Raw genomic sequence first — 24287 nt, forward strand, 5'->3', positions numbered from 1 at the left:
CACCTTTGCCACTTTCAATCAGTGCAATGCCTGAAAATGCTGCAATGCCTGCTCATTCTGGCCCATTCGTACCAGCAACTTGGCCAGCGCCAGTCGCCAGTGATGATCATCCCTTAGCGCCAGCGCCGCTTCGAGGTAACGGCGCGCTTCGGGTAATTCATGCTGTTTCTCACTCAGCATGCCAAGGGCTGCCAGCAGTACCGGATCATGATCGCGCTTATGGTGCCACTTCAATAACTGCCGCTGCGTCTTGGCGGCACTTTCCTGATCGCTAAGTGCTACCAGGGCGTCCAGTACCGGCGCCTGCGGATGGCGCTTGGCTGCCGCCAGCAACTGTTCGCGGGCTTTGTCTTGCTGGCCATTTTTTGCATAGCCATGAGCCAGAGCGGCAATCACCTCCGGGCGTTCCCGGCTGTGCTTATCCAGCACCTGTTCGAGGCGACTAAGTGCTTCACTGCCTTCATCGGTTGCCACTGCAATACGGGCGCTCAGGGCCGGCAAAAAGTACTGATCACGCTCCGTATCGGCCAGCGCATCAATATGTGGCCACAACGCCGCCAGATCGCCACGAGCCAGTGCCAGCCGGGCACTGAGTTGCTCCCCGGCTTTACTCTGCCGTAATTCGTCAGACAGGCTGTCAAAGGCCAGGCAGGCGGCGCTGATGTCCCCCAGGTGCAATAGCATCGCCGGAGCTGCTAACGGTTGTTGCAGTTGCTCAAGCAGACGGTCGCGCTCGGCCAGATCCTGCGCTTTATGGGCGGCGTAAGCGGCGGCCAGGCGTGGAAAATCCGGCAATGGCGCGTATTCTGCCGCCACCGCCAAGGCTGCGGCAGACTTGCGGTACTGCCCCAGCCAGAGTTGCTGCCAGGCCTTGGAGGCTTTTTTATTGGCGCGCCGCCCACTGCGATCACCCAACCAGTGGCGACCCCGGCCCAAGGTGCGATAAAGCCGCCGCACCAGCCAGTCCAGGCACCAAACCAAGATCAGTACCAGTGCCACAACCACCGCCAGCATCACCACGGATGACTCAACGGTATAGTGGCCAAGGGCAATCAGTACATAACCGGTATCACCAATCAGCCAAGGGCCGGCAATCAAACCGGCAATCAGCAATGCCAGAAAGATCAACAGGCGGATCATTGGCTATCCTCCGCCATACGCAGTGAATCCAAAGACTTGGGCAGGCTGAGGCTGACCGGCTTGGCCAGCAGGGCGTCCAGGCCGCTGATAAAGGCCTGGTTTACTTTGGCATCATGACTCGCCATGGTGCTCAGCCACTGCTTGGCCTGACGCAAGTTGGCCTGGTAGCGCACCTGATCACCGGCAAACATAGCCAGCTCGGCTTCATCCAATGCCAGTTTCAGCGCTTCACGCAGGTAGGCCTGATGGGACGGGCTGAGCATCGGCTGCACGTCCTGCTGGCGCTTACGCACTTTGATAAAGTCATCAGCAAACCGGCGCCAGGAGCGCTTGAGGTTTTCCCGCCAGTCGCCACTGTCATCGCTGAGCTGCAGATCCGGCTTGGCCTGATCCAGCTCTGGCAGTTTCACGGTGTTCAGTACCAGCTGGTCTACCTGCGACCGCAGGCCGCTAAGCTGCATGGCCAGGTCGGTACGGTCAATATTCGGTTGCGCCTGCAAATTCGCCAGATCTGCCGCAATGGCTTGGCGCCAGGCCAGAATGTCGCTGTCTTCCGGTAGTTTTTTCAACGTGGCATCAGCATCTTGCAATAAGGCTTCTGCTACCGGCAGGTTCTGACTGAGATACAAGCGGCGATTGGCCATACGTACCAGCATGGCGGCCTCTTTATGCGGCCAGCTTACCTGCTGGCGTTGGGCGCTTTGCAACTCGGCCAGCTGTTGGCGCAGTGTTGTCAGCTGCTGTTGATCCTGCTGGCGGCCATGGCCGAGTTGCTGTAGTTGCCCTTGTAGCTGTTGTAACTGCTGTTGCAGGGTATTGACCTGCGCAACCGAAACCTGGGGCAGGGCGGCGTTATGGCGCGCCTGATAATACTGCCAGCCTGACCAGCCCAAGGAACCGGCGGCCAGTAACAACGCCAGCAGTGCCAAGGCCGTCGAGCCTCCTTTCTTGCCAGCCTTACTGGCTACAGGCGGCTGATACTCGCTTTCACTCGCCGTTACTTCCGGCTCCAGACGTTCGTCAGTCATAGCAACCTTTTCTTTTTCAAAATAGGCCAGCACCGCATCGTCGCTGGCACCGCTTAGAATTTCAACACGGCCGAAGCCGGCCTGGTGACAATGTTCAGCAACCCGCGCAGAAGGTACCAGCAACTGTAACTCCAGCAGCCAGTCATGCAGCGGCGGCGGGGTTGTTGCCAGCAACGCATCGGCCAGACTGCAGGAAGTCACTACCACTGTCTCGACCTGGCGGTCCTGCCACCCCAGCACCTGCTCGGCCGTTAACTGCCGCCGCTGGCGCTGATAGAGGGTGACTTGCGTTACCTCGGCGCCACGTTCAGTCAGGGTGTTGGCCAGTAGCTCCCGGCCACCGTCACCTCGGGCAATGAGGATATGTTCGTCCTGCACTTTTTTCAGGGCTGGCTGCGCCAGTAAACCTTCCGAGTCGGCAGGTTCAGCCACCAGTACCGCGCTGGCACCGGCGGCGCTGAGGGCATCGGCGGTAGCCTGGCCAACAGCGGCATAGCGTGGCCCGGCCGGTAGTGGCGAGGGCAGGGCTTCGGCGGCCGCAACCGACACGGCAATCACCCACTGTTGACTGGCCAGTTGTTCGACACTAATGGGTACCGGGGTGACCGGCACAATATCCAGTAACGGCTCCGCCAGGGCATTAATGCCCTGTTGGTTGAGTTTGTCTGCCAGCCGCGGCCCCTGGGGGGCGGGCCGGATCACCAGTACCGTCATAGTGTGCGTCCGTAAACCTGCTCTAATATGGCTTTGGCGCCAGCATCCAGTAACCGTTGTCCCAGTTGCTGCCCGAGCCTTTCGGCATCGCCAGCCGGGCCGCGGATCTCATCTTCGAGCAGGATGCTGCCATCAGGGTGGCCAACCAGGCCGCGCAGCCAGAGTTGTTCTCCCTCCAACACAGCATAGCTGCCAATGGGCACCTGACAGCCCCCTTGCAGATGGCAGTTCATGGCACGCTCGGCCTGCACCCGAATACGGGTGGGCTCGTCAGCCAGTGCTGCCAGTAATGCCCGGGTATGTTGATCGTCCAACCGTGCTTCAATTCCCACCGCGCCCTGGCCAACCGCCGGCAGGCTTTGTTCGGCTGGCAAGGCCATACGAATGCGCTCGGCCATGTTCAGGCGCTTAAGGCCAGCACAGGCCAGAATAATGGCGTCATACTGGCCATCGTCCAGCTTGGCCAGGCGGGTGTTGACGTTGCCCCGTAAATCCTTGACCTGTAAATCGGGACGACGGGCCCTCAGCTGGCACTGACGGCGCAAACTGGAGGTGCCTACCACCGCCCCGGCCGGTAAATCGTCCAGGCTGTCATAATGATTGGAGACAAACGCATCCAGCGGGTCTTCTCGCTCACAGATGGTCACCAACCCCAGCCCGGCTGGAAATTCCACCGGCACGTCCTTCATGGAATGCACAGCGATGTCCGCCCGGTCGTCGAGCATGGCCTGTTCCAGTTCTTTGACAAACAGCCCTTTGCCACCGACTTTTGCCAGCGGCGTATCGAGGATTTTGTCTCCCCGGGTCACCATGGGCACCAGCTCAACGCTCAGGCCAGGGTGAGCGGCTTCCAGCGCGTCTTTTACGTAGTGGGCCTGCCACATTGCCAGCGGACTCTGGCGGGTGGCGATGCGAATCGGTTTACTCATGCGGGTTTCGTCCTGCTAGTTGAACTCATCCTACCACTAGGTGCCATGGCTGGCGACTGGTGCCAGCGTCAGCTGCCGCTGATACAGCACGGTGCCGTCATCCAGCACCACTTTGACCAGCCAATGCCCAGGCTGCAGCTTTTTATCCGACCAGGTACGCCAGCGATTGGCGCCAACGGGCAATGCCACATCTGCTTTTAACTGGCCGTCTCGGTACCAGCGATGATGCACAATATGCCCGGCCGCGTTCTTGATCTCGGTAAACAGAACGGCTTCATCAAGCCCTGCCGGCAACTGCGCACCCTTAAGTTCACCCACCGGCTCACGCTGCACCACGTCACGGCAAAGCATTACCCGGCTCAGCTGTGGCGTGCTGGCCGCCAGCAATGGTGCACTGAGCAATAGCAGCACCCAGAAAACCTTGCCTTTCATCATCAAAAATACCTTATCAACATAAAAATCAAGCACCTAGAAAAGGTCAGCAAGGTCAGCAAAATGACCATTGGCGAAAGCCTCGCCAGGGTTTAAAATGTGACCGAATTAACACTTTAAGCAGTAGATGCCATACCTTAACCTCAACGAACTCAGCCTGCATATCGCAACGCTGCATGCGCAGCGGCGGCGTTTGGCACGCCAGGCAATGACGGCTCAGGCCGCCATGGTGTTCGATATGGTGCCCGCGTTGTTGCACTGCCACGACCCGGCCTTACCGGGCGGCGAAGCAGATGCACCGCATGGTATCAAAGGTGTTGAGGATATGCCGTTACGGCGTCGCCTAGCGGAACAACTGGGAGTGTCAGCGGCCAGCCCTGCCCCAACAGACATCCTCGCAGTGTATTCCATGGGCTCTACTGGCACCCTCGGGCAGACCCGTAGTTCAGATCTGGATATCTGGGTGTGCCACCGCTCTGATTTAACACAACCACAGCGCCTGGCACTGAAAGCCAAATGTGACCGCCTGACCCAGTGGGCTCAGGGGCAGGGTATGGATCTGACCTTTTTCGTGATTGACCCGGAAGAGTTCCGCCAGGGCAATAAACAGGGCATGACCTGCGAATCCTGCGGCAGCTTTCAGCATTGGCTGTTGCTGGATGAATTTTATCGCAGTGCCATCTGTCTGGCCGGGCAGCTGCCTATCTGGCTGCTGATCTCCCCGGCGGAGCGGCGCCCCTACCTGCAGGCCAAGGCTCAGCTGTTTGCTAACGGTATTGACCCGGAGCAGTGGATTGACCTGGGCGCGCCGGACCCGATCCCCGCCGATGAGTTTCTCGGCTCCATGCTGTGGTTGCTCTACAAGGGCATCGACCGGCCCTATAAGGCCCTGCTGAAACTGACCCTGATGTCGGTTTATGCCCGCCAGTACCCCAAGGTGCGGCTGCTCAGCACCGTCTTTCGCGAAGCCCTGCACCGCGGTGAAACTGACCTGATGGCACTGGACCCTTACCTGTTACTGGAACGCTATCTGTCGGCACAGGGGCTGGCTCCGGGCGATCTGGATCTGATGCGCAGCTGCCTGTACCTCAAGTGCGGCGGTGACCGCCCCGCCGACGTGTCAGCCACCCATGCCGAAACGCTTGCCCAACTGACCCGCACCTGGGGCTGGGACAGTCAGCGCTGCCAGCAATTGCAGTCACACCGGGACTGGCCTCTGGAAGCCTTGCAGGCCTGGCACCAACGGCTGCGCGAACAGATGCTGGCAGGCCTGCATGAAGCCCGTGAACTGTTTCGCCGTACGGCCAACGACTCCCGTTTGTGCCCCATTGAACTGACGGTGCTGAGCCGCAAGCTCGATGCCGCCTTTGCCGACAAACCCGGCAAACTGGAAGTGTTGCGATTGCCCCCCGGAGTCGATGTCAGCCAAAGCACGCTGCTGCTGACCCGCCGCCAGCAGTGGCAGCTGTGTAGCGCCGATGGCCAGCGCGTGCTCTATAGTCGCCCGGATTTGCCCGGCTTGCTGGGCTGGTGCCTGCTCAATGGTTTTCTGACCGGCCACACCGAGCTCCAGCTGCCTGGCAAAGAGCTGGCCCTGGACAGTGTCGATAGCCTGTGCCGCTCCATGGCCTGGCTGGCCAACAAGCCAGACCCGCAGGATCAAATCCTGGCACAGCCAGCACAACTGGAAAAAGCGCAGCTGATCGTCAACCTGGAACAAGACGCCACCGCCGGCCTGAAACTGCGCAAGGGTGATAATGACGCCGACATGCTGCAGTTTGGCGACCGGCGCCTGAACCTGGTCAGCGAACTGACCCTGCTGCTGCGCAACACCTGGGGCGAAACCATGGTCAGCCACTTTTCCGGACCACAGGCACTGGCCAAACTGTTGTTACACTTGGTACCGCAACTGCCCCGTGACAACTCGCTGTCCCAACGTCTTTATATTCACTGCTTTGCCAGCCAGTTAGGGGAACCGCTGGCGCGCCAGCTGCTGGCGTTGCTGCTCACCGCCCGACAAAAACTGGCTGAAGGCCCCTGGACGTTGTGTGCCGGTCAGGCGAAGTGGGTGTTCTGGTGGCAGTCCGGTTCCCTGCACTGGCAGGAACTGCATGATCCACTAGCGTTTTACGCTCAATTATCAGCAGCCAAACTGGCGCAACAGCACCCTGCTACCGACAGCCACGTGCCGCCGCCGGTATACAGCAATGGCCTGTGCGGCCTGGTACAGCTGTTTTTCCTCAGCGACAGTGACGGTTATCAGCTGTTTGTTTCCAACGAACAGAACCAGGTCAGCTACTACCATTACCCGGCGATGGAAAAAGCCAGCCTGGTCAGCCTGATCAGCCGTTTTTATGCACAGAAAACCCAGACCAGTGGCGACAGCGTCTTCAACCTGCCGCAGTACTACGAACTCATGGATAACAACGGCCAGTGGCAGCTGACACCACTGACCGCCGAATTACTCGAGACCGAGCACTAACGGCTGGCCAGCCTGGCGGCTGATGGCGTCATCAAGAAAAGCTTTCAGCTCGGCGCCGGAACGCACATCAATCCACAGCCCATCCTGATAGCCGAAGTGGTGGCCGTTATAACGCGTGGCAACCCAGATCTGCTGTAGCGGTGGCTGCTTGTTGATGATGATCTTGGAGCGGTCGGGAAACAGAATGTCGACCTTGCCGCCAACCGATTCCACTTCCATATCCACACCACTGTCTTCGGCCACCGCTTCTACCGCATCTTCAATGCTCAGCAGCAGCGCATCGGCCAGATCATGGTACTGGCTATCGTTCATTGCTCACCTTCGGTTTTGCAAAAGTCATAGGTAGTGCGATTATAGGGCCAAGACACCATAAATTAACCCGATAAAGACTGTGAGAAAGCGTCTGTTGCTGCTGGCCGTTACCGGCCTTCTTCTTGCTGGCTGCGGCCAGAAAGGCCCGCTCTACAACCCGCCACCGCCGGCCAACAAGCCGCCTGCCGGGCCGGGTCGATGAGCCTGTATTACCGCGACCAGCAACTGATGCTGGAAGATTGCCAGGTCACCGAACTGGCTTCGCGTTTTGCTACGCCGCTCTATCTGTATTCGCAAAGTGCCATCACGGCGGCCTATCAAGCCTTCAGTGCTGCCCTTGGCGGGCGCGCCCACCGTATCTGCTATGCCGTCAAAGCCAATTCCAACCTGGCAGTACTGAACCTGCTGGCACGGCTTGGGGCCGGTTTTGATATTGTCTCCGGTGGGGAGCTGGCGCGAGTGCTTGCCGCCGGTGGCGACCCGGCTACCGTGGTATTTTCCGGGGTGGGTAAAAGCCGCCGGGAAATGATGCAGGCCCTGGAAGCCGGTATTCACTGCTTTAACGTTGAATCACTGGATGAACTGGACCACCTCAACAGCGTGGCCGCGCAGTTGGGCAAAGTGGCGCCGGTGAGCCTACGGGTCAACCCGGATGTGGATGCCAAAACGCACCCTTATATCGCCACCGGCCTTAAGGAAAATAAGTTCGGTATTGATATCAGCCAGGCCAAAGCCGCCTTTATTAAAGCCAGCAAGCTGCCGCACCTACAGATACTGGGCGTTGATTGCCACATTGGTTCTCAGCTTACTGACAGCGCCCCTTTTGTGGCGGCATTAAAGCGCCTGCTGAGCCTGCGCGACGAGCTCGCCACAGCTGGTATTCACCTGCAGCACCTGGATATTGGTGGTGGCCTGGGAGTACGGTACACCACCGAGCAACCGCCAGCCGTAACAGACTATCTGGCCGCCATTCTGCCGCTGGTGCCAGAAGAGTTAACGCTGCTATTGGAGCCTGGCCGCGCTCTGGTGGCCAACGCCGGCGCCCTGGTGACGCAGGTGGAGATGACCAAGGACAATGGCTTTAAACGCTTTGTAATTGTCGATGCCGGTATGAACGATCTCATGCGTCCCACACTCTATCAGGCCGTGATGCCGGTCTATGCCGCAAGCCAGCCTAATAACTCAGGTCCATTGTGCGACCTGGTTGGCCCGGTGTGTGAAACGGGCGACTGGCTGGCGCGTGATATCTACCTGACAGCCAAGGAAGGGGATATTGTCGCCATCGGCGGGGCCGGCGCTTACGGTTTTACCATGAGTTCTAACTACAACAGTCGCCCCCGCGCCGCCGAAGTCATGGTGCATGGCAACCAGGCAACGCTGATCCGCCAGCGCGAAAGCATTGACAGCCTCTGGGCAGGTGAAACCCTGCTGGCGGAGGTGTCATGTTAGTGCAGTTTTCCAAAATGCACGGTCTGGGAAATGACTTCATGGTGGTGGACAACGTCACCCAGAACGCCTTTTTTTCACCGGAACAAATCCAGCGGCTGGCTGACCGCCATACCGGCATTGGCTTTGATCAACTGCTGCTGGTGGAAGCGCCCTACGACCCAGACCTGGATTTTCATTACCGCATCTTTAACGCCGACGGCTCGGAAGTGGCCCAATGCGGCAACGGCGCCCGTTGCTTTGCCCGTTTTGTGCGCCTTAAAGGGCTGACCAACAAGAAGCTTATTCAGGTCTCGACCCAGCATGGCAAAATGACTTTGCGTATCGACAAGGACAACCTGGTCTCGGTCAATATGGGCGTACCGGTGTGGACGCCAGCAGAGGTGCCTTTTCGTGCCCAAAAGGAAGAAAAAATCTACATTCTGCGCGAACAGGACAGTACTTTTTTTGCCGGCGTCGTCTCCATGGGTAACCCGCATTGCGTGCTCACGGTGGAGGACTTGCCAAACGCCGATGTCCGAGGCATAGGTGCCCTGCTGGGCGCCAGTGATCGCTTCCCGGAAGGGGTGAATGTCGGTTTTATGCAGATACTGAACCCGCAGCATATTCGCCTGCGAGTCTTTGAACGCGGCGCCGGTGAAACCCAGGCTTGCGGTAGCGGTGCCTGTGCCGCAGTTGCGGTTGGCCAGTTGCAGGATAAACTGGCAAAGAAAGTGCGCGTTGATCTGCCCGGTGGCAGTCTCAGCATCAGTTGGGCCGGCCCCGGCGAGCCACTGTACATGACCGGGCCCGCCGACCACGTTTATGACGGACAATTACATCTATGAATAGCAACACCGCCAAGCTGCTGACGCTGGATGATGAACTGATTGCTGACTTTCTGGCAGCGACGCCGGATTTTTTTCAACGTCATCCGCAGTTGCTGGAACAGCTTCGTCTGCCCCACAACCAGCGCGGTTCGGTCTCTTTGCTGGAACGGCAGCTGGAGCTGGCCCGGCAACGGCAAAAGCATCTGGAAGAAGAAATAACCGCCCTGCTCGGTGTCGCCGCCCATAATGAGCGTGTGGCCAAAGCCTGCCATGAACTTAGCCTGCAAGCCCTGCGCGCCATCAGCCTGGATCAGCTCATTGCCTTATTGGGTAACGGCGTGCGGCAAAGTCTCGGCCTTGATATCAGCCGCCTGGTCCTGTGCTCGCGATTGGCCGAAACACAACACAAGGCGCTGGCCCAGGTATACCAGCGCCTGCACGATGGCCCCTATTTTGGCCGCCTGACCGAGCAGGAAAAACGACAGCTGCTGGGCTATGCCCCGCAAAAGGCCGAGTCGCTAGCACTGTTGCCGGTGCGCTATCAAGGTAATCTCTTGGCTATCTGGGTGATCGCGTCACCGGATGCCGGCCACTTTCAGCCAGATATGGACGCCCTGCTGGTCGGCCAGCTCTGCGACATCCTGGCACTGCAGATCGCCGCCTTGCATGATGCCCTTTGAGCAGGCCCTGAGCCGCTTTCTTCGCCACTTACGCAGCGAGCGCCAGCGCTCGGCACACACGCTCAGTAGTTACCAGCGACAACTGCAACAGCAGTTCGATTTCTTTATCTCTGAAGGGCTGTCACAGATCGATGAGGTCAGCCCCAACCACATACGCCAGTGGCTGGCTGCGCAAACCCGCCGTGGCCAGTCCCCGAAAAGCCTGGCCCAGGGCCTATCCGCGCTGCGCAGCTTTTACCAGTTCGCCGTTCATAACCAATGGCTGAGCGACAACCCGGCCAGCCGGGTTAAGCCTCCCAAGCAACCCAAACGCTTACCAAAAACACTGGATCTGGATGAAACCCAAACCCTGCTCGACAGCCAGAGCCGGGAGCCACTGCTACTACGTGACAAAGCCATGCTGGAGCTGACCTACTCCTGCGGACTGCGGGTTTCTGAGCTGGTCAGCGTCAATGTTGCTGACAGCCAGGGGGATGAATTGCGGGTCACCGGTAAGGGTGGCAAAACCCGCCTGATACCCATTGGCAGTAAGGCCAAAGAGGCCATTGGCCAGTGGCTGCGGGTGCGTGGCCAATTCAGCCGAGGCGCCGAGCCGGCGCTGTTTTTGTCCCAGCGCGGAAGCCGATTATCGCAACGGGCAGTACAGCAACGTTTTGCCCGTTATGGGCAACGTGCCGGCCTCGACAGCCACCTGCACCCCCACAAACTGCGCCACAGTTTTGCCAGCCACCTGCTGTCGGCCAGCGGCGATCTGCGGGCAGTGCAAGAATTACTGGGCCACAGTCAGCTGGCCACCACCCAGATCTATACTCATTTAGACATGCAGCGGCTAGCCACCGTCTACGATGCAACCCACCCCAGAGCGAGACGCAAATGATCCATTACCGCCCCCTGGGCCCCATTGCCGCTATCAGCTTTGATTTGGATGACACGCTCTATGACAACGGCCCGGCTATCAACCGTGCCGAGCAACGGCTTGATGCCTGGCTGGCCGAACGGGTGCAGTTACTGACCGACAGCCGCCAGTACTTTCATGGCTGGCGCAAACGGGTGATCCAGGAGAACCCCTGGCTGGCCCACGACACCACCGCCAGCCGCCAGCAAGCCCTGAGCCAGGGGTTGCTGGCGCTGGGAGTACGTGATGCCCCGGCCCTGGCCGACGCCGCCATGACGCACTTTCTCAACTGGCGCTCGGAGATCCGCATCGCCGATGAGGTGATAAGCCTGCTGGACTATCTCAGCCAACGCCGGCCACTGGTAGCCATTTCCAATGGCAACGCCAACATCGAGAAAATGGGCCTTAGCCCCTATTTCAAGGCCAGTTTTCATGCCGGAGGCGTGCGCCGCATGAAACCGGCAACCGATCTGTTCGCCGCTGCCGCGCAGCATTTACGGCTGACACCGGCCGCCATTTTGCACATTGGTGACCGCCTTGACCATGATATTGCCGGAGCCCTGGCGGCCGGTTACCAGACTGCCTGGTTCAACCCCCAACGCCACAGCCTGCTGACACAGTCGCGTGGCCAACAGTTACCACATCTTGAGATCCAATCATTGGCCTCGCTGCGCCAGTTGTTATAATGGCGCCATCGCCAACCACTGTATAAATCACCATGAATGTAGCGCACCTGCTGGACGGCCTTAATGCCAAGCAACGGGAGGCCGTAGCCGCCCCACAAGCCAACCTGCTGGTGCTGGCAGGCGCCGGCTCAGGTAAAACCCGGGTGTTGGTACACCGTATTGCTTATCTGATGCAGGCGCTGGCGGTGTCACCGTACAGCATTATGGCGGTAACCTTTACCAACAAGGCCGCCAGCGAAATGCGCGGCCGGGTAGAGCAGTTGCTCGGAGGCCAGTTGCGGGGCCTCTGGCTGGGCACCTTTCATGGCCTGGCGCACCGCCTGTTGCGTTTTCATCATCAGGACGCCGGCTTGCCGGAGAACTTCCAGATCCTCGATTCTGACGATCAGTATCGGCTGGTAAAGCGGGTGATGCGCAGCCTCAATATTGACGAAAAGAAATGGCCTATCCGCCAGGCCATGGGCTACATCAACAGTAAAAAAGACGAAGGCCTGCGGCCACGCCACATTGAACCCGAAAACCCGATTGATAAGCTCTGGCACCAGATCTATGAAAACTACCAGCAAGCCTGTGAGCTGGCTGGTTTGGTGGATTTTGCCGAGCTGCTGCTGCGGGCACTGGAACTGCTGCGTGACAACCCGCCACTGCGCCAGCATTACCAGCAGCGTTTTCGCCACCTGCTGGTAGACGAATTTCAGGATACTAACGCCATTCAGTACGCCTGGCTGCGGCTGCTGGCCGGCCCTGACAGCCACGTGATGATCGTTGGCGATGATGACCAGTCCATCTACGGCTGGCGCGGTGCCCGGGTCGATAACATTCACCGTTTTCTGGATGATTTTGCTCCGGCCAGCACCATTCGCCTGGAGCAAAATTACCGCTCCACCGGCACTATTCTCAATGCCGCCAACGGCCTTATCGCCCACAACAGCGAACGCCTCGGCAAAGATCTGTGGACCGATGGCAACAACGGTGAACCGGTGTCGGTTTACGCCGGTTTTAATGAAATAGACGAAGCGCGCTTTGTAGTCAGCCGTATTCAGGCCTGGGTAGAAGAAGGTGGCAGCTGGACAGACTGCGCCATCTTGTACCGTAACAATGCCCAGTCACGGGTGTTGGAAGATGCTCTGCTGCGCGAGAACATTCAGTACCGCATTTATGGCGGCCTGCGCTTTTTCGAGCGCCAGGAAATCAAAGATGCCCTGGCCTACCTGCGGCTGATCGCCAGCCGTGACGATGACGCCGCCTTTGAGCGAGTGGTCAATACCCCCAGCCGCGGTATCGGCGATCGCACCCTTGGCTTGATCCGCCAGCAAGCCCGCGAGCAGGGCACAACTCTGTGCCGGGCCAGCCGCCAACTGCTGCAAAACAACGTCCTGCCCAGCCGCGCCGGCAATGCCGTGCAGAGCTTTTTACAGTTGCTGGACGATCTGGAACAGCAATGCGCCGAGCAAACCCTCAGCAAGCAGGTGGATTTGGCCATTCGCGGCTCCGGTCTGCTGGCCATGTATCAGGCAGAAAAAGGCGAAAAGGGCCAGGCCAGAGTGGAAAACCTGGAAGAGCTGGTGTCAGCCACTCAGGACTTTGAGCCACCGGAAGGGGCCGAAGAAATGACCGATCTGAACGCCTTTTTGGCTCACGCCGCGCTCGAATCCGGTGACACCCAGGCCGATGAGTTCGAAGATGCCGTGCAGATGATGACCATGCATACCGCCAAAGGCCTGGAGTTTCCATTGGTCTTTGTGGTGGGAGTGGAAGAAGGCATGTTCCCCTCCATGCAGTCGGTCACCGATCCGGATCGGCTGGAGGAAGAGCGGCGCCTATGTTACGTAGGTATGACTCGAGCCATGAAGAAACTGTACCTGTGTTATGCCGAATCCCGGCGCCTATATGGCCGCGACGAATACCATACGCCCAGCCGCTTTTTACGGGAGATCCCACAAGAATGCCTGGAAGAAGTGCGGATCCGTACCCAGGTCAGCCGGCCGGCAACCCAGTACCAGCAAAGCCATGATCAGTTCAACGAAACCGGCTTTAACCTTGGCCAGCGGGTCCGGCACAGTAAGTTCGGTGACGGTATCATCATCAACTATGAAGGGACCGGCCCGCAGTCACGGGTACAGGTGGCCTTTGATGAGGCCGGCCCGAAATGGCTGGTGGTGGCTTACGCGCGCTTAACCGCCCTGTGACGACGAGCACGCCAGGCATCGGCTGAAAACAACAGCAGCGCTGCCCAGATAAAGGCAAAGGTCAGCGCATTGTGCGGGTTGAAAGGCTCGTGATAGACCAATACCGCCAGTAAAAAGGTCAGGCTGGGGCCGATATACTGGAAAAAGCCCAGTACCGATAACGGCAAATATCGGGCGGCGCCAATAAACAGCAGCAGCGGTACTGTGGTCACTATCCCGGCGGCCACCAGCAATGCATTCAAGTGCCAGCTGTTATGGCTGAGGCTGGTTGCCGAGTCACTGTTAAGGCCCAGAAACAGCAGCGCCAGCGGCAGTAACAACACGGTCTCCAGAAACAATCCGGCAACCGGGTCAACTGGCACTTTTTTACGCAGCAGGCCGTACAGGCCAAAAGAGCAAGCCAGTACCAGGGCAATCCACGGCAACCGGCCAAAAGCCAGTAATTGGATGACCACCCCGGCGATAGCCAGCAGTAATGCCAGCCACTGCAAACGCCGTAACCGCTCCCCAAGAAACAACATGCCCAAAGCGACATTCACCAGCGGGTTAATGTAGTAACCGAGGCTGGCATCGAGCATGTGATCCGAGTTCACCGCCCAGATAAACAGCCCCCAGTTGGTGGCAATCAAACAAGCGGTTACCAGTAAGGTCAGCCACTGCCGGCGGTGCCGCAAGACCTGCCGCACTGTCGCCAGCCGGCCCAGCCCCAGTAACAGCACAAACAGCAACACGCAGGACCACAGCACACGATGCGCCAGGATCTCCGGTGCCGGCACCACTTGGATCAGCTTGAAATAAATCGGGGCAACGCCCCACAGGGTATAAGCGGCCAGCGCATAAAGGCTGCCTTTGGGATCGGTACTGCGCATTGCCACTCCGTCATATCAGCAGCCGCTCATGCTAGCAAAAAGCAGCCCTGGCGGTGCTAGCCGTTAATCGCTCTGGGCCGGCGGTTGCCCGTAACGATGGCAGCTTTGCAGGTGATCATTCACCACCCCGACCGCCTGCAAAAAAGCGTAGATAATGGTGGGCCCGACAAAACGAAAGCCGCGTTTTTTCAAATCGGCACTGATGCTCTGGGCCAGTGGCGTTACCGCCGGCACCTCACTGAGCTGGCGAAAGTGATTGACCTGCGGCCGGCCATCAACAAAGCCCCACAGATAATCGGCAAAAGAACCAAATTGCTGCTGCACCGCCATAAAGGCCTGGGCGTTACTGATGCTGGCTGCAATTTTCAGACGATTACGCACAATACCGGCATCTGCACACAGCCGCGCCTGATCGGCAGCCGTGTAAGCCGCCACCTTGGCCACCGCGAAATTGTCGTAGGCCTGACGATACGCCTGGCGTTTGCGCAGAATGGTCAGCCACGACAGGCCCGCCTGCGCGCCTTCCAGAATGAGCATCTCAAAGAGCTTACGGTCATCAAAAACCGGTACACCCCACTCCTGGTCGTGGTAGCGCTGATACAAGGGATCATCACCACACCAGGGGCAGCGTACCGGTTCGCCCATGCCTTACATCCGCTCCAACGTCTTGATACCCAGCAATGCCAAACCCTGCTGCAGGGTACGGGCCGTCAGGTGGGCCAGCTTTAACCGCGAATCACGAACGGCCGGCTCCTCAACGCTGAGGATCGGGCAGGCTTCGTAAAAACCCGAGAACAAGCCAGCCAGCTCAAACAGATACAGGCACAGGTAGTGCGGCGCACCTTCACGTACCACCGAGCTGATGGTTTCCTCAAACTGCAGCAGCTTCTGCGCCAGCGCCTTTTCCTGCGGCTCTGCCAGTTGCAGCGGTACCGTCAGGCTCTGCGGGTCAACACCGGCTTTGCGGAAAATGCTGGCCACACGGGTGTAGGCATACAGCATGTAGGGGGCAGTGTTGCCCTCGAAGCTCAGCATGGCATCAAAGCTGAAGATATAGTCAGAGCTGCGATGCTTGGACAGATCGGCATATTTCACCGCACCAATGCCGACAATTTGGGCAATCTCACGCAGCTGCTCTTCATCAAAATCACTGTCGCGGGCCTTGACCAGCTGGTAGGCCTTTTCTTCTGCCTCAACCAACAGGTCAATCAGCTTGACCGTGCCGCCGGTACGGGTTTTGAACGGTTTGCCATCTTCGCCGTTCATGGTGCCAAAGCCCATGTGCTCCAGGCTCAGCTCATCGCCAACAAAGCCGGCTTTATGGGCCAGGGCAAAGACCTGGCGAAAATGCAGCGCCTGGCGCTGATCCACAAAGTACAGGGCGCGATCAGCCTTCAGTACGTTATTGCGATAACGCATCGCCGCCAGATCGGTGGTGGCATAGAGATAACCGCCATCCGCCTTTTGAATAATAATTGGCAAAATGCTGCCGTCTTTACCCTTGAACTCGTCAAGAAATACGCACTTGGCGCCCTGATCTTCGGTCAAAAGGCCTTTGGCATCCAGATCCGCGACCACCTGTGCCAGGTCATCGTTATAGGCCGATTCACCCATCACATCGTCACGGGTCAGTGACACATTGAGCTTGTTGTAAATATCCAGGCAGTGGCTCAGGGAAATCTCATTAAATTCACGCCACATGGCCAGGCACTGCGGGTCGCCGCCTTGCAGCTTGACCACCAGCTCCCGGGCCCGCACGGCAAAAGCCGGATCCTCGTCAAAGCATTGCTTGGCAGCACGGTAGAACACTTCCAGATCTGCCAGCTCCATCGCCGCCTGCCCCTGGCCTTCCGCCTTGAGCTTCTCCAGATACGCCAGCAACATGCCGAACTGGGTACCCCAGTCACCAACGTGGTTCTGCCGCACCACTTTATGACCGAGAAATTCCAGGGTTCTGACTACTGCATCGCCGATGATGGTGGAGCGCAGGTGACCAACGTGCATCTCTTTGGCCAGGTTCGGGCTGGAATAATCCACGACCACGGTTTGCGTTGCGGGCTTACTTACCGCCAGTTGCGGATCAGCCAGCATCAGCTCGGCTTGCTCGGCCAGCCAGTCGGCATCAAGAAAGATATTGATAAAGCCCGGCCCGGCAATCTCCAGGCGGTCAACCATAGCCCCCAAGTCCAGATGTGCTAACACCTGTTGGGCAAACTCACGGGGATTTTGCTTCATGCGCTTGGCGGCAGCCATCACGCCATTGGCCTGATAGTCACCAAATTCCGGGCGGGCCGACTGGCGTACAGCGGCAGGGGTTCCCTCTGGGGCACCGGCCGCCGCCAGCGCGGCAGCCACCTTGTCGTTAAGAAGCGCTTGAATGTTCACTGGCAGTTTCCGTGGTTAAAGCTGTGCAAAGGGTCAGCATTTTACCTCAGACGCTGTCCCTTGGCACCATGCCAGCGGGTCAGAAACCTGATAGCGATAACGCAATCGCTCAGCAGTAGCTTTCCCCAGCACCCGCTTGCCATCGCTGTACTCGCTAAACTGCGGCGCCGGCAAGCCTGCCAGTTGCGCGGCAGCCGGGTAGAAGTGGTCGCGCCGGTAGCTGACCGGAGCCACCCCATGGAAGATCTGTCCCCAGGCCTGCTGCTCAAGGATCGCCTGGCACAGGCCAATGGCATCAGCCTGATGCACCAGGTTAACCGGTGCGGCGCCTCGGCTTAATGCCGTTTTGCCGGCGAAAAAACGGCCCGGGTAGCGCCCCGGACCAAACAGCCCCGCCAACCGCAACACCGTGCTTTGATAGCGGCGATCGGCCAGTAACTGTTGCTCAGCCTGAGCCAGTGGTGAAGCCGCCTGAGTTGGAGACTGCTCGTCCAGTTCCGCAGCCACATCCGCCAAAGCTCCGGTCGACGACAGCAACAACAGCCGGCGCACCTGACTACCGGCCAGCGCATCACGCAAGCGCGCCAACTGTTGCGGATACTGCTCAGCGTTACCGGCACGGCGGCCGGGTGGAAAGGCCAGGATCAACTGTTCGACCTGGCCCAGCTGTGCCGGCAACGGCGTAGCCTGCAGATCAACCACAACACTGGGCAGGCCTTGCGCTGCCAGGCTGTCAGCGCCTGCTTGCGAACGTCGGCTGGCACTGACTGGCCAGCCCGCTGACTGTAACGTCAGTGCCAGTGGCAGACCGAGCCAGCCGGCGCCAACAACCAGGGTTTCAGAGCGATGTGAATTAGGCATGGGCCTCGCTTTTGATTGTCATTTTGCCTATGACTGATGTATGGTACGCACAGTGTTCGTGGTTAGCCTTTTTGCAAGCGAGGTTAGCTAGGGCGAACAAGGCAGCACGCCCTCGTCCCGGTCGTGCTGCTGCGCTGGCCCGGTTTTTTGCCGGGTAACCCGACGATAACATCAACAGGCTGAGTCCCCTCTTCACACTTTTAGCCGTTATCGTCGGGTACTCTTTTCTCTTCTTGGGTAATCACTTTTTTCAGGTTCTCCAGCCCTTTTTGGTACTGGTTGCCAACCATAGTTCCCAGCATCAAGCCGACGTAACGGCCTATCACATCGTTGCCAAAGTCGACTTGAAAGCCCCAGGTGACATTGCTGCCGCCGTTGACCGGACGGATACGAAAGTAGCTGTCTGCCTGCCCCTGCGGGCCAAAGTCCAGTTTGATGCCGACATAACCTGGCGGGTTGGCTTCCACCAGTGTCATGGCACCGTTACCCACCTCCGGCTTGGCCGACTGCCAACGCAGTTGGTGCCCTGCCTGCCCGGGTTGCCCGGATACTGTGTAGCGGGCCTGCGGATCTTCCCCATACCAGGGCGACCAGGCATTAAAACGGTTAAAGTCACTGACTTCGGCATACACCACAGCCGGTGGTGCCTGAATAAAAAGGCTTCTTTCAACTTGGGCATTGCGTGGTAAAAACAGCCCGACCACCAGTAACACCACCACCAGCAGTACCACTGCCAGGGCAATACGTTTCAGCCACACCATGTCTATATCCTTGTCATTAGGTAATTAAGCTCTAGCAGCCACAACGACAATCGGCAAACGCTTAATGATGATGGTGGCCGACGGTTAGACCCTTGGGCCATAGCTCGGCAACAAAACCACGGGCACCCAAACGCAGCAAGGCCGAAGCAAATATGGCCAGCAACGCCAGTGCCGACAGCCACCGCCATGGGCTATCCGGCGCTGCCAATGGTGGCAGCTGATGCGCCTGGATCCCCAGGAAATTCCCTACCAGCAACGCCAGTGCCGCCGCCACCAGTACTACAACAGCAGCATAAATCAATGCAAAGCGTCGCGAGTGCTGCTGACTCAGATACCGTAACAGCCCCAGGTTTAGCGCCGGCCCCACCAGCAACAATGCCAGTGCCGGCCCCCAGCCAAGGCCAAACGCCAGCAGTATCGCGACCACGGGGGTCAGGCCGGTTGCACACAGGTGTAACGGCAAGGCCAGCACCAAAACCAATGCCAGTTGCCAGAACAGGTGGTCGGACAGGTTTTGCCACAGCGGATGCGGTGCCAGTGTCGAAGCGACCACCAAACCGGTGATCACCCAGGGCGTGGTGTGGTCAATCAGGTGCCCGTAGCCCATTTCAAAGGCCGAACGCAGCGGCGCTTCTGCGTCGTGACGAAAACAGCTGCGCTCAGGCACAACAGGTAGCATCCGCACCAAGACCCAGGCACTGGCCAGGGCCAGTACCAGCACCGCCACAAAGCGCCATAGGGTTAGCTCGCCGCCCAGCAGGGCCAGACTGGCCAGCAAGGTGTCGATACCAAACACCGGTGCTGCCAGCAAAAAAGCCAGCGCCATCACCGGCTTGGCGCCGTGCTGTAATAAACGCGGATAGACCCGAGCGGCATCAGGCAAGCAGACCGGTAACATCAGCCCCCACAGCATGCCCCGCCACACGCCACTGCCTTGGCTGCCATGACGATCTCGCCAGGGCCGGAGCCAGTTCAGTAGTAAGGCCACGGCATAGGCCGCCAGCAACCAGGGCGACAACGTCAGCAGCAGTTGCCAGAGTCGCAGCAGCGCCGTACCGGCACTGCCATGGCCATGGTTGTCGCTGCCATAGATGGCCGGGAGGGATATGGCCACCAGCACCAATGCGCCCAACAACCCGCCTAATCCAGCCACCCAGGCGGGGCCGTGGTGTTCACGGCTAAAGGGCCGATGCAAGACCACATGTAATAGCGTGCCGGCCACCAGCCCCTGTAACCAGCCCAACTGTTGTTCACTGAATGCCGGCAACCAGCGGTATCCCAGAAAATAACCGGTAAGTGTGCCAATGGTAACCAGCAACAAGGCCAGTATCGCCGCCCCGCGGCCAAACTGCGGCCGCAGCAACCACCACAGGGTCAGTCCTACCGGCAAACGATGCAGTACCACCCCAAGGGCCAACAGGGCACTGGCTTCGGAGTCCGGGGCCGCCACCAGCGCCGAACCGTCGGTAATGGCATGTAAAATCAACCCGGACACCCCGATCAGCAAAGTCAGGTTATGGGTTGTGTGTGCGGCGCCGCGGAACAGGTGTTCCAGTTTCCCTGGGCCAATGGCCCCGGCCAGCAACAGCAACAGCACTGGCCACCCACCGTGATGCAGCGCCTCGGGCATGATGTGAAACAGCAACAGGCCACCGATCACCACAAAGATGAAATTGTCCAGCAACACCAGCCAGTCTTGGCGACGGGCCAGATAGCGGTACAAGAGGGGACCTGACAGCAATGCCAACAGGCTCAGAACCAGCATCATGGGGATCAGCGGTTGATGATGAAAGATGTGACATCGTAACAAATGATGCCGCGCACTGACTATGCCCTGTCAGGCAGTTTTTGGCAAAACCACAAACTGGCCGCTAAATACCGACGCGGGGGGCGCGAGCCCTGCTCCGCTGATCACCGCCTCTACCGTCACCCGCGCCCGCTCACCCTGGCGCAATTTGCCGAGGCTCTGCCAGTTGGCCACCGGCAAGCTAAAACCCCTGGGGGCATCCACCAGAGGGCGGCGATAGCGGATCTCGCTTTTGGCCAGCACAATATCGCCATCAAGCCCCTGTTGTTGCAGTTGCCACCATACCCGCCCCCAGGCCGTCAACGTCGCCAGAGCCGCGTGAGCACCAGCGAACAAGGTGCCGTGCAAGTTGCTGTTGGGGGCAAAATCAGCCTCTGTCAGCAACTGCTCACCATTAAATGCGGTAGCACGCAGGGTCATAAATTTCGCTAATGGAATGGTCTCATGCCAGGTGTTGGTCAGGGTTGTTGCCAGGGTCGCCAACGCCCCTGAAAGCGCCATCGCCATCTGTTGGTGGGCAATCTCGCCGAACAGGGTGTCACCCGGGCCGGTCACCACAAAACCGGCCTGTTGATAAAAAGACACGGCGCTGTCACGGGCATTGAGTAACAGCTGCTGCATGCCCAGGCTGTCCGCCAACGCCAGCAACCCGGCCAGCAGCTTTTTCCCTAGGCCCTGGCCCCGATAATCCGGGGCCACCGCCATGTAACGCAGCTGCCCCGTACCGACGGCTGGCTGATGCAGACGGCCGGTAGCCACCACCAGCCCCTGATCTTTGATGACCAGGTGCCAGGCAGTAGCATCCCACTGATCCTGCTCCGACCCCGGTGGCTGCTGCCAGGGCGCCCGTAAAACCTGCCAACGCAATGCCAGCGCAGCTTTAAAGTCTTCGTCAGTCAGCGGAGTCACACAATGCATGCTTGATCACCAGATAGCGGGCTCGGCGGCTATTAGATACCAGCACCGTAGGCGGCGCAAATCATCGTTACAGACGATTAGGTTGAATGCTTTTAAGCGTTTATTTATTGTCTAAACAGTAAGCTATAGTCTTAGCTGTTCACAAAACGGAGGCACCAATGAGCAACCAAAACATGATTGGCCTGGACCAGGAAGGCGTCACCAACCTGACCGGCATGCTCAACAAGCTCCTGGCTGACTACCAGATCCTGTACATGAACGTACGTGGCTTTCACTGGAATGTGCGCGGAGAAAACTTCTTCGAACTGCACATGAAGTTTGAAGAAACCTATAACGACTTACTGCTGAAGGTCGACGAAATTGCCGAACGTATCCTCACTCTCGGTGAGCGGCCAATGCACAGCTTCAGTGCCTACATTGAGCGCGCCTCCATCAACGAAGAACGTGATGTGGTGGACGGCAAGCAAGGCCTGCACCACCTGCTGGCCTCTTACCAGCAACTGATTGCTGAACAGCGCAAGATCCTGGCTCTGGCCGGTGATATTGATGATGAAGGTACTGCCGCCCTGATGAGCGATTACATCAAGGAGCAGGAAAAAACCTGCTGGATGCTGGCCGCCTACTTAAATAAGTAAGCACCGCACAGCTCAAAAGAAGCCACCTTCACGGTGGCTTTTTTGTGCTCAGGCGTTGAGCCAGAAAGTAACCGGCCCGTCATTACATAAACTGACCTGCATATCGGCGCCAAAGCGCCCGGTAGCGACGTCGACGCCCTGTTCAGCACAGGCCTGACAAAATAACTGGTACAGTCGCTCCCCTTCGGCCGGAGGCGCAGCGCTGGAAAAGCTGGGACGGTTGCCACTATTGGTGTCAGCCGCCAGAGTAAACTGGCTGACCACCAATAACGCACCACCGGCCTGCTGCACATTACAATTCATTTTGCCCTCAGGGTCGGCAAACACCCGGTACTTGCAGACCTTCTGCGCCAGCCGCTGCGCCTGCACCTCAGTGTCTGCTTTTTCGACCCCCAGCAGCACCAGGAGGCCACCATCAATGGCCGCAATGGTCTGCCCCGCTACCGCCACCTGGGCCTGGCTAACCCGCTGGATAAGTGCAATCACGCCAAAGCCTCGGCCATCCATTCCATGGCTTTGAGCAGGCCATCGGCAATACCCGGCTCAGACATGCTGTGGCCCGCCGCCGGCACAATCATCAGCCGAGCATGGGGCATATGAGCTGCCAGGGTCGTGGCATTTTCCAGCTTGCAGACCATGTCATAACGGCCATGCACAATAACGGTGGGAATGTCGGCCAGGCGGTGTGCCTGGGCCAGCAACTGCCCTTCGTCGAGAAAACAGCGATTGACGAAGTAATGGCATTCCATGCGGCCCACTCCCAGCGCCAGGCTCGGGTCACTGTATATTTCATCGACATTTGACGGCGCTACCAAATTGACCATGCGCCCTTCCCACAAGGTCCAGGCTTTGGCGGCCTGCATCCGTTGCAGTTCATTGTCAGAGGTCAACAGCTGATAGTAGCGTGGCAGCAACTGCTCAGAGTTGCCGCCAAGCGGCGCCAGAAAATCCTGATAATGGTCCGGATAGACCTGGGCAGCACCACCGTCAGGCGCGGTCATCCAGTGAATATCCTGATCACGGGCCAGAAAAATGCCCCGTAGCACCAAGCCGGTAACCACCTCCGGGTGCGCCTCGGCATACGCCAGTGCCAGGGTTGAGCCCCAGGAGCCACCAAACACCAGCCAGCGGTCGATGCCCAGATGAGTACGAATTTGTTCGATATCGGCAATCAGGTGCGCGGTATCATTATTGTGTAATGACGCGTGTGGCTTGGAGCGACCAGCACCCCGTTGATCAAACAGGATCACCCGGTATTTTTGCGGGTCAAAAAAGCGTCTTAAGTTGGCATTACAGCCTGACCCCGGGCCACCGTGGAGCACCAGTACCGGCTGCCCTTGCGGCTCACCCACCTCCTCCAGATACAGTTCGTGGCCGTCACCGACCGCAAGCCACTGGTGCCAGTTGGGGTGAATGTCAGGAAAGAGTTCACGCATCGTCAGCGTCCTTTTGTTGCAGCCGGGCTTGTTCGGCTTCGGTGAGATACGCCGTCAACTCAGCGCCCACCAGCACGATCAGCCAGCACAGGTAAATCCAGAAAAAGAGGATAGGAATGGCCGCCAGGGCTCCATAAATCAGTTGATAAGACGGCACCTGGGCAACGTAGAGGGCAAAGGCACGCTTGGAAAATTCAAACAAAATGGCCGCCAGTATCGCGCCCCCCATGGCATGGCGCAGGCGAATGCGTTTATTGGGTACCAGCAGGTACAACACCATAAACGCCGCCCAGGAAGCCATAAAAGGCGCCAGCCCGATCAGAACACTGCGCAACCCCGACAAGGCGCCCTGCTGGAAGATATCCATGCTGACTATGTAAGAGGTCAGCGCCAGCGACACCCCCATCAGCAGCGGCCCCAGCGTCAGCACCGACCAGTAAGTGGCAAAAGCAACCGACCAGCGTCGGCCCTTTTGCACCCGAAAGATCTGGTTGATGGTGCGATCCACCGAGCTGATCAGCATCAGCGCCGTCACCACCAGAAACAGTACGCCTATCGCCGTCATTTTCGAGGCATTGGCAGCAAAGCCCTGGATTTGATTGGCAATCACGTCGGAGGCGGTCGGCACAAAGTTTTCAAAAATAAAGTGCTGCAAATCACCTTTGATCTGCTCAAACCCCGGAAACGCCGAAAACAAACTGAACAGCACCGCAATAAAAGGCACCAGCGACAACAGCGTGACATAAGCCATAGCGCCGGCATGCAGAGTCAGGCGGTCATTACGGATGCGCGTCAGCAGCGCTTTGAGGTGGGTCAGGCCGTCTCGCCAGTGCAGGCTATCCATTTCGTTCACTTGCTCAATGTCGGGGTGCC

Annotated in this window: 24 protein-coding genes; 9 read left to right on the forward strand and 15 right to left on the reverse strand. The window is 58.6% G+C overall.

The annotated features are described in order from the left end of the window. Positions 1-18 precede the first annotated feature (18 nt). From WDB70_RS13420 to WDB70_RS13435, 4 genes are read right to left on the reverse strand one after another with little or no spacing between them, the layout of a single operon-like run. Positions 19-1140, reverse strand: coding sequence for a heme biosynthesis HemY N-terminal domain-containing protein (locus tag WDB70_RS13420; protein ID WP_406665176.1), 1122 nt, complete (start codon positions 1138-1140; stop codon positions 19-21). After that, a complete protein-coding gene (locus WDB70_RS13425; RefSeq protein ID WP_406665178.1) occupies positions 1137-2882 on the reverse strand; it encodes a uroporphyrinogen-III C-methyltransferase in 1746 nt (581 codons plus the stop codon). The genes WDB70_RS13420 and WDB70_RS13425 overlap by 4 nt, the downstream gene beginning before the upstream one ends. Continuing rightward, positions 2879-3811: a hydroxymethylbilane synthase gene (gene hemC, locus WDB70_RS13430; protein WP_406665180.1), complete on the reverse strand. Its 933-nt coding sequence runs from the start codon at positions 3809-3811 to the stop codon at positions 2879-2881. Before hemC ends, WDB70_RS13425 begins: the two co-directional genes overlap by 4 nt. A gap of 36 nt (positions 3812-3847) precedes the next feature. Beyond that, entirely contained in the window at positions 3848-4246 is a 399-nt protein-coding gene (locus WDB70_RS13435; RefSeq protein ID WP_406665182.1) for a DUF2914 domain-containing protein, read from the reverse strand. Between the two features lie 124 nt (positions 4247-4370). Between WDB70_RS13435 and WDB70_RS13440 the strand changes: the two genes are divergently transcribed. Next, positions 4371-6725, forward strand: a complete 2355-nt coding sequence (locus tag WDB70_RS13440) for a class I adenylate cyclase (RefSeq protein WP_406665184.1) — start codon at positions 4371-4373, stop codon at positions 6723-6725. Here the strand turns inward: WDB70_RS13440 and cyaY are convergent. Beyond that, complete coding sequence (cyaY, locus tag WDB70_RS13445; protein ID WP_406665186.1) at positions 6705-7037, reverse strand: iron donor protein CyaY; 333 nt, start codon at positions 7035-7037, stop codon at positions 6705-6707. The two genes, WDB70_RS13440 and cyaY, sit on opposite strands and share 21 nt — an antisense overlap. 79 nt (positions 7038-7116) lie before the next feature. Between cyaY and WDB70_RS13450 the strand changes: the two genes are divergently transcribed. Genes WDB70_RS13450 through uvrD form a run of 7 tightly spaced genes read left to right on the forward strand, consistent with a single transcriptional unit; the run spans position 7117 to position 13742 of the window. Further along, positions 7117-7239 (forward strand): lipoprotein, encoded by a 123-nt coding sequence (locus WDB70_RS13450; RefSeq protein ID WP_406665188.1) that lies wholly within the window; start codon positions 7117-7119, stop codon positions 7237-7239. Then, positions 7236-8486 (forward strand): diaminopimelate decarboxylase, encoded by a 1251-nt coding sequence (gene lysA, locus WDB70_RS13455; RefSeq protein WP_406665190.1) that lies wholly within the window; start codon positions 7236-7238, stop codon positions 8484-8486. The genes WDB70_RS13450 and lysA overlap by 4 nt, the downstream gene beginning before the upstream one ends. Continuing rightward, positions 8486-9310, forward strand: a complete 825-nt coding sequence (dapF, locus tag WDB70_RS13460) for a diaminopimelate epimerase (protein WP_406668107.1) — start codon at positions 8486-8488, stop codon at positions 9308-9310. The genes lysA and dapF overlap by 1 nt, the downstream gene beginning before the upstream one ends. Then, positions 9307-9972: a DUF484 family protein gene (locus WDB70_RS13465; RefSeq protein WP_406665192.1), complete on the forward strand. Its 666-nt coding sequence runs from the start codon at positions 9307-9309 to the stop codon at positions 9970-9972. Before dapF ends, WDB70_RS13465 begins: the two co-directional genes overlap by 4 nt. Beyond that, positions 9959-10849: a tyrosine recombinase XerC gene (xerC, locus tag WDB70_RS13470; protein WP_406665194.1), complete on the forward strand. Its 891-nt coding sequence runs from the start codon at positions 9959-9961 to the stop codon at positions 10847-10849. Before WDB70_RS13465 ends, xerC begins: the two co-directional genes overlap by 14 nt. Beyond that, the gene (locus WDB70_RS13475; RefSeq protein ID WP_406665196.1) at positions 10846-11553 is read left to right on the forward strand and encodes an HAD-IA family hydrolase; all 708 of its coding nucleotides are present in this window, start codon (positions 10846-10848) and stop codon (positions 11551-11553) included. Before xerC ends, WDB70_RS13475 begins: the two co-directional genes overlap by 4 nt. A gap of 32 nt (positions 11554-11585) precedes the next feature. After that, complete coding sequence (gene uvrD / locus WDB70_RS13480) at positions 11586-13742, forward strand: DNA helicase II (RefSeq protein ID WP_406665198.1); 2157 nt, start codon at positions 11586-11588, stop codon at positions 13740-13742. Here the strand turns inward: uvrD and rarD are convergent. The 7 genes from rarD to WDB70_RS13515 all read right to left on the reverse strand — a co-directional run bounded on the left by rarD (position 13718) and on the right by WDB70_RS13515 (position 21343). After that, positions 13718-14611: an EamA family transporter RarD gene (gene rarD, locus WDB70_RS13485; RefSeq protein WP_406665200.1), complete on the reverse strand. Its 894-nt coding sequence runs from the start codon at positions 14609-14611 to the stop codon at positions 13718-13720. The two genes, uvrD and rarD, sit on opposite strands and share 25 nt — an antisense overlap. 63 nt (positions 14612-14674) lie before the next feature. Continuing rightward, a complete protein-coding gene (locus WDB70_RS13490) occupies positions 14675-15256 on the reverse strand; it encodes a DNA-3-methyladenine glycosylase I (RefSeq protein WP_406665202.1) in 582 nt (193 codons plus the stop codon). Positions 15257-15259: 3 nt separating this feature from the next. Then, complete coding sequence (gene argS, locus WDB70_RS13495) at positions 15260-16996, reverse strand: arginine--tRNA ligase (protein ID WP_406665204.1); 1737 nt, start codon at positions 16994-16996, stop codon at positions 15260-15262. A gap of 33 nt (positions 16997-17029) precedes the next feature. Then, a complete protein-coding gene (locus WDB70_RS13500; protein WP_406665206.1) occupies positions 17030-17857 on the reverse strand; it encodes a hypothetical protein in 828 nt (275 codons plus the stop codon). 200 nt (positions 17858-18057) lie between these two features. Further along, the gene (locus tag WDB70_RS13505) at positions 18058-18618 is read right to left on the reverse strand and encodes an SRPBCC family protein (protein WP_406665208.1); all 561 of its coding nucleotides are present in this window, start codon (positions 18616-18618) and stop codon (positions 18058-18060) included. 61 nt (positions 18619-18679) lie between these two features. Beyond that, a complete protein-coding gene (locus WDB70_RS13510) occupies positions 18680-20386 on the reverse strand; it encodes a permease (RefSeq protein WP_406665210.1) in 1707 nt (568 codons plus the stop codon). Between the two features lie 69 nt (positions 20387-20455). After that, entirely contained in the window at positions 20456-21343 is an 888-nt protein-coding gene (locus WDB70_RS13515) for a YiiD C-terminal domain-containing protein (RefSeq protein ID WP_406665212.1), read from the reverse strand. A gap of 158 nt (positions 21344-21501) precedes the next feature. Here WDB70_RS13515 and WDB70_RS13520 point away from each other — a divergent pair, with 158 nt between their 5' ends. Further along, entirely contained in the window at positions 21502-21978 is a 477-nt protein-coding gene (locus WDB70_RS13520; protein WP_406665214.1) for a Dps family protein, read from the forward strand. 48 nt (positions 21979-22026) lie between these two features. Here WDB70_RS13520 and dtd read toward each other — a convergent pair whose 3' ends face one another. Genes dtd through WDB70_RS13535 form a run of 3 tightly spaced genes read right to left on the reverse strand, consistent with a single transcriptional unit; the run spans position 22027 to position 24258 of the window. Further along, positions 22027-22464: a D-aminoacyl-tRNA deacylase gene (gene dtd / locus WDB70_RS13525; RefSeq protein ID WP_406665216.1), complete on the reverse strand. Its 438-nt coding sequence runs from the start codon at positions 22462-22464 to the stop codon at positions 22027-22029. Continuing rightward, positions 22461-23414: a prolyl aminopeptidase gene (gene pip, locus WDB70_RS13530; protein ID WP_406665218.1), complete on the reverse strand. Its 954-nt coding sequence runs from the start codon at positions 23412-23414 to the stop codon at positions 22461-22463. The genes dtd and pip overlap by 4 nt, the downstream gene beginning before the upstream one ends. After that, positions 23407-24258 (reverse strand): virulence factor BrkB family protein, encoded by an 852-nt coding sequence (locus WDB70_RS13535; protein WP_406665220.1) that lies wholly within the window; start codon positions 24256-24258, stop codon positions 23407-23409. Before WDB70_RS13535 ends, pip begins: the two co-directional genes overlap by 8 nt. Positions 24259-24287: the final 29 nt, after the last annotated feature.

Origin of the sequence: Gallaecimonas aegicerasi, from assembly GCF_045291545.1 — a bacterium.
GTDB lineage: Bacteria > Pseudomonadota > Gammaproteobacteria > Enterobacterales > Gallaecimonadaceae > Gallaecimonas.